The organism is Streptococcus sp. CCH8-C6 (assembly GCF_001557225.1).
Classification (GTDB): Bacteria; Bacillota; Bacilli; order Lactobacillales; family Streptococcaceae; genus Streptococcus; species Streptococcus sanguinis_C.
The window spans coordinates 1-6,121 of record NZ_LSJN01000021.1; the positions used below are offsets into that span (position 1 = coordinate 1).

General features: G+C 43.9%; 5 protein-coding genes. All 5 read right to left on the minus strand.

The annotated features are described in order from the left end of the window. On the minus strand, positions 1-1,274 hold a 1,274-nt coding region (locus AX677_RS02595), incomplete at its 3' end, for a G5 domain-containing protein (protein ID WP_156445975.1). Between the two features lie 178 nt (positions 1,275-1,452). Continuing rightward, the gene (galE, locus tag AX677_RS02600; protein WP_060976080.1) at positions 1,453-2,481 is read right to left on the minus strand and encodes a UDP-glucose 4-epimerase GalE; all 1,029 of its coding nucleotides are present in this window, start codon (positions 2,479-2,481) and stop codon (positions 1,453-1,455) included. A 46-nt stretch (positions 2,482-2,527) separates the two neighbouring features. Next, complete coding sequence (gene galT / locus AX677_RS02605; RefSeq protein ID WP_060976081.1) at positions 2,528-4,012, minus strand: UDP-glucose--hexose-1-phosphate uridylyltransferase; 1,485 nt, start codon at positions 4,010-4,012, stop codon at positions 2,528-2,530. A 219-nt stretch (positions 4,013-4,231) separates the two neighbouring features. Continuing rightward, positions 4,232-5,410, minus strand: a complete 1,179-nt coding sequence (locus AX677_RS02610; RefSeq protein ID WP_060976082.1) for a galactokinase — start codon at positions 5,408-5,410, stop codon at positions 4,232-4,234. Between the two features lie 175 nt (positions 5,411-5,585). Continuing rightward, on the minus strand, positions 5,586-6,121 hold a 536-nt coding region (locus AX677_RS02615; RefSeq protein WP_156445976.1), incomplete at its 5' end, for a TOBE domain-containing protein.

The following is a 6,121-nucleotide window of genomic DNA, read 5'->3' on the forward strand; positions in this document are numbered from 1 at the left end:
GCTTCTAGTACTTCATGTACCGGTGCCGTGTCTGGAGTAGTGCCGTAGTTAGTTGCTTCTGGTACTTCATGCACTGGTGCTGTGTCTGGAGTAGTGCCGTAATTAGTTGCTTCTGGTACTTCATGCACTGGTGCTGTGTCTGGAGTAGTACTGTAGTTAGTTGCTTCTGGTACTTCATGCACTGGTGCTATTTGAGTAGTTTGAGAAACGACTTGATCCTTTTGTACATTTTTTTGAACTTTACCAGTTCCAACTAAGACAATCTCATCAACAGGTTTTATTAACAGTTGATCTGAAATTACTTCACTTTTAAAAAGATCCTGAGTATTTTTATTGTTTCTATAGTAATTTCTAGTTACTACTTTTCTACTTCCCGCTACTCCTGTTTGAAAAACCCTTGTTTGCCCCTCCAATAATTCATCTGTTTTTTGATAGAGAGTTTGGTAAGCAACTACTTCAGTCCCAATTGTATCTGAGATTTGAACATCAAAACCATTTTCGCCGTCATCGTTACGACTTATATCATCTTGTGATTTTTCTAGATTTCTACCTGTTTTCTGGCTAGTAATTGCTGGCTTTAGAGCTCTATCTTTTGGTTGCAAGCTCAAATTATTATTAGTGAATTTTAGGTTTAAATGATCTTCAAAAAGACGTGAACCGCCCATTGTCTGGGGAAGAATGCGATTATTTTTTAAATACCCAATATATTCAAACCCTTCAATAGACAAAGGACTTGGTAAATGATTACCGATTCCTAGATTAAGACTTTGATTATAAGAAGCCAACTGAATATTAGTAACAGCAAGAACCGTTGGAGCTAACAAAGATGTACCAAAACTAGTTATCATAAGTAGAGCAGCTAAATGATGCTTACCTAAACGTTTTTTTCGAATAACAAGAATGACCAATGCTACTCCAGAAACGGACAGAACAGTTTCCAAATCTCCTGAAAAACCTGTGTGAGGCAATACTCCAATATTATGAGTTTTTGGTCGGTAGACCAAATAATAAGTATCAGAGTTTTCCTCAACAAATCTTGGCACTTCTTTAATTACTGATTCTTGTTCTTCACGAGTCAATTCCGATTCTGTTACATATTTGTACTGAATTTGAATAGATTCATCTTTAGCAAAATCCTGTGCATGGACAGACTGAATACCATTACCTGCTGAGAATAGCAAAAAAAGGCAACCGATTGCAGCTGAAACTAGACCAATCGATAGCTTACGAAATGAAAAGCGATAAATATCGCGTCCCCAAAAATCTTTTTTCATAAAATCCCTTTACATTATATTTTCTAACCTCTTTATAATACTGAAAGTCTTAAGATTTTTCAATATTTTTGCTCAAAAATAAATATATTTTTTACAAATTGTCAACCCGTTCAAAACTAACACAACTTAAGCAATAGATACAATCTAGAAAGGTAAAGACATAAAATGAAAGCGAAACTTACTTAACAAATAAAGAAAGTAACATATCTTTATTATCATCATAGCCATTTGGATGACTGAAATGCCATTTCCAAGCAGTTTCGATAATGATTTCGATATTGTCAAATTTCGGCTGCCAACCCAGAACATTTCTTGCCTTCTCAGAGGAAGCAATCAGCGTATCCGGATCCCCTGAGCGCCGCTCTGCTATTTCCAAAGGAATAGGATGTCCGGTCACCTTTCGGGCCGCTTCTACAATCTGCAGGTTGGAAAAACCAGTCGAAGAACCAAGGTTAAAGGCATCTGAAGGATGTCCGGCTCGCAGGTGCTCGACAGCCAAAATATGGGCGTCAGCCAAGTCGAAAGGATGGACATAATCGCGGACATTGGTCCCGTCCGGAGTATCGTAATCATCACCAAAAACGGCAATCTTCTCACGTTTGCCCTGAGCCACCTGAAGCACAATGGGCAGGAGATGGGTTTCAGGTCCGTGGTCCTCGCCGATTGAGCCGTCGGGCTTGGCACCCGCTACATTGAAATAACGCAGGGCTACAAACTTGATGCCATAGGCCTGGTCTGCCCAGCGCATAATGGTCTCCATCATGAGTTTGCTCTCACCATAAGGATTAATCGGCTTTTGCGGAGTTGTTTCCAGAATCGGAACTTCCTCAGGAATGCCATAAGTTGCAGCAGTTGAAGAAAAGACAATGTTTTTAACGCCGCATTCCTGCATGACCTCCAAAAGAGAAACCATTCCGGCTATGTTATTGTCAAAATACTTGAGCGGGTCCGCCATAGACTCTGCCACCAGTGAAAAGGCTGCAAAGTGAATGACTGCATCGATGGATGGATGCTTAGCAAAGACATCACGCATAAAGTCCTTATCCGCCAAATCCCCCTCATAAAAGACTGCTTGCGGGTGGACGGCTGCCCGATGACCAGTCACCAAATTATCAACAACGACTACCTCTCCCTTACCTGCTGCTATCAAACAGTCAACCATGTGCGAGCCGATATAGCCAGCTCCACCTAATACTAAAATTGCCATAAAACCTTCCTTTCCCTGTTACGCTAGATTCATTATAACACATTTCCTAGGGCTGGATGCCGACGGATTGGACGAAGCGCATGAAAGCCTCCTGCCCTTCCTCTGTTCGCTTGTAAACTCCCGCGTCTTCCAGTACTCGGCTGAAAATTTGTCCAACCGATGCCTGAACTACTCCTTCCACCGTCTCAGCGGTAACATCTGGATTCTGGTCTTTGAGTTGATTGACCCAATCCCTATGATAGGCAGCGACTTGACAGTCATCTCCCAGCAAGAAAAGTTCCACTTGCTTGAGTTCTTCCTTGAGCCGAGGCGGCAGAATAGCCAGCCCCATAACCTCAATCAGGCCGATATTTTCTTTCTTAATATGCTGCACATCCCTATGAGGATGGTAAATGCCGTCCGGATGTTCTGGGGAAGTTTGATTGTCCCGCAAGACCAAGTCCAGCTCAAAAGATCCATCTTTCCTGCGGGCAATCGGTGTGATGGTATGGTGAGGCTCACCCTCAGACTCTGCCAACACCTGCACACTTGGGTCAGAATAAGTTCGCCAAGCTTGCAAGATCTTGTCAGCCAACTCAATCAACTGTTCCTTCTTCTCAGACCTTAGACGAATGACGGACATGGGCCACTTGACAATGCCTGCCTCCACCTCTTCAAATCCGCTAAAAGTAAAGCTGCAATCCAGCTCTGCTATTTCCATAGGGAAGGTATGACGTCCGCCCTGATAGTGGTCGTGGGTCAGGATAGAGCCGCCGACAATAGGGAGGTCGGCGTTAGAACCTGCGAAATAGCCTGGAAAGGTCTCAACGATGTCCAGCAGACGCTCAAAGGTCAGCCGACTGATAGCCATGGGAAGGTGCTGGCTGTGGAGAAAGATGCAATGCTCATTAAAGTAGGCATAGGGGGAATACTGGAAGCCCCACTCCTGTCCAGCCAAGTCAAATCGAATAATGCGATGGTTGGCACGGGCTGGGTGGTCCAAGCGCCCTTGGTAACCTTCATTTTCCATACAGAGCTGGCAGGCTGGATAATGACTGGTCTTAACCTTTTTAGCTGCCGCAATTTCCTTGGGATCCTTTTCTGGCTTAGAGAGATTGATGGTGATTTCCAAATCTCCATATTCAGTTGGCGATTTGAAAGCAATGCTTTTAGCAATGGCCTTGACCTTGATATAGTCATTCTTTTGACTAAGTTGGTAAAAATCAGCTACAGCTTGCTCGGGATTGGAGGCATAAGTCGTCCAGAAGTCCCGATTGAGCTGGCTAGGGGCAGGTGTGATTAAGTTCATGAGCTCAGCTCCCAGTATATCCTGCTCTGCCAGAGTATCACCAATCTTCCCATTCTTCACAGCTACGGCTACCAAGTCATCCTTAAGGTCAATTAGCTGCTCAGCTCCCAGTATATCCTGCTCTGCCACTGCCTCTCCGACTAAAGCCATGACACGATTGCTCAGATAGATGGTGTCCATTTCCTCAAAAGTGCTATTGTCAATCACTGCTGATACGAAAGCATCTAGTAACTTCTTGGACATAGTTCTTCCTTTCTCTTGCTAGTAAAGAGAGTGGGACAGAAATCGATAATTCGTTAGAATTCGATTTCGTCGTCCCATCTCCGCACAGTTGAGTAGGGCTGTAAAAGCTGATGAAATCAGCGTAATAGAGCCCACTCAACCACTGCGTCTTGCTCGACAATCCAAAGACAATTGAGAGGCTAGGACTTTTGTCCCAGACCCAAGTTTCTTTTCTGTGAATTAGTCCAGCACTCGGCTTCCGCCAGCTACTTCTGCAATGTAAAAGCTAGGGGCATAGCCGACAACTTCTTGATACTTGCGGCCGACATTTTCTTTGAAAAATTCCACCGCATCCTTAGCAACTAAAGCAATGGCGCAGCCACCGAAGCCTGCTCCAGTCATACGAGCCCCCAGAACACCTTCTTGCTCCCAGGCCGTATGAACCAAGGTGTCCAGCTCTAGACCAGTCACTTCATAGTCATGTTCCAAAGAAACATGAGACGCATTCATGAGACGGCCAAACTTGTCAAGATCGCCTGCTTGCAAAGCTGCCCGCGCTTGCAAAGTCCGTTGATTTTCCAAAACAGCATGGCGAGCCCGTTTGAGACGATTTTCATCCTCTATCAGATAGCTATACTCATCAAAGGACCACTCGTCCAACTCACCCAAGGTAGCGATAGACAGCTTGCGGTTCAGTTCTTCAACAGCTTTTTCGCACTCTGCACGGCGCTCATTGTACTTAGAATCCGCCAACTCACGGCGCTTGTTGGTATTCATAATCACTACGACATTGTCCTTAAGATCAAGCGGCACCAAATCATACTCAAGAGTATTGGTATCTAAGTAAATAGCGCGCTGGTCAGCTCCCATTCCGATAGCAAACTGGTCCATAATGCCAGAATTAACCCCGATAAATTCATTCTCAGTTAATTTACCGATTTTCACTAGGTCCAAACGTTCCAACTGCAAATCAAAGAGTTTCTCAGCAATGACACCCGTCAAGAGCTCTAGAGATGCAGAAGAAGACAAGCCCGATCCGTTGGGAATATTTCCATAAACATAGACATCCATGCCTCGGTCAATCTTATGGCCTGCCTCCTGCAGAAAATGCAGAACTCCTTTCGGATAGTTGGTCCAGTTATGCTCAGGCTCAAAGTGCAGGTTTTCCAGCGGCACTTCAATAATCCCTTTTTCTTCAAAATTTCCTGAGAAGAATCTCAAGAGCTGATCGTCCCGCTTGCGAGCCGCTCCATAAGTTCCTAGAGAAATCGCAGCAGGAAAAACATGGCCGCCGTTATAGTCCGTATGCTCACCAATCAGATTAATCCGACCAGGTGAAAAGAAAGTGTGATCCGCTTCTACTCCAAAAACCTTAGCAAAATCTGCGCGGACTTGATCTACTGAAATGACATTTGACATAAGCTAAACTCCTTTAAAATGATTGTTCGACATTGTAATCGTTTTCTTATCTTTATTATAACTATTTTTGAGTAAAACTTCAATAAATTTAGTAAAATTTTACTAAATTTATAGATAGTTTTTTGTAAAAATCCAAACAGTAATCTGTCTGGATTATTTTATAAGGAGCAATAGATTAGAAAATATTGTCTTCCGTTTCAGCATCAAAGTAATGCGCCTTGTCTAGGTCGAAGCCAAGTTTAATACTGCTTCCGGTATTCATATAATCATGTGCATCAACTTTGGCAACAAACTCACTGCCACCAACCGCACAGTAGAGGTGAGACTCCGCTCCAAGCAACTCAGAAACAGAAATCTTCGCAGTTAGAACCGACTCAGGGAAGGTTTCCAGAAAGGCTGGTTCCATGTTGATATCTTCCGGACGAATACCAAAAATCAACTTATTTCCTTCATAGCCCTTCTCCCGCAACCTCTTAAGATTGCCCTCTGGGACTTGGAGACTGAAGTCTCTGTTTGGTCCGACAAGACGGCCATCTTCCAGTGTCACTTCAAAGAAGTTCATAGCTGGACTACCAATGAAGCCGGCCACAAACTTATTTGCCGGATGTTTATAGACTTCCTGCGGCGTACCAATCTGCTCCACTCGTCCAATCGTACCAGTTCCAGCAGGATTCTTGGTCGCTGACATGATAACGATACGATCCGCCAAGG

Coding starts and splice junctions, on each gene's coding strand:
- galE (WP_060976080.1), bottom strand. CDS start 2,481: ATGGCAATTTTAGTATTAGGTGGAGCTGGCTATATCGGCTCGCACATG.
- galT (WP_060976081.1), bottom strand. CDS start 4,012: ATGTCCAAGAAGTTACTAGATGCTTTCGTATCAGCAGTGATTGACAAT.
- AX677_RS02610 (WP_060976082.1), bottom strand. CDS start 5,410: ATGTCAAATGTCATTTCAGTAGATCAAGTCCGCGCAGATTTTGCTAAG.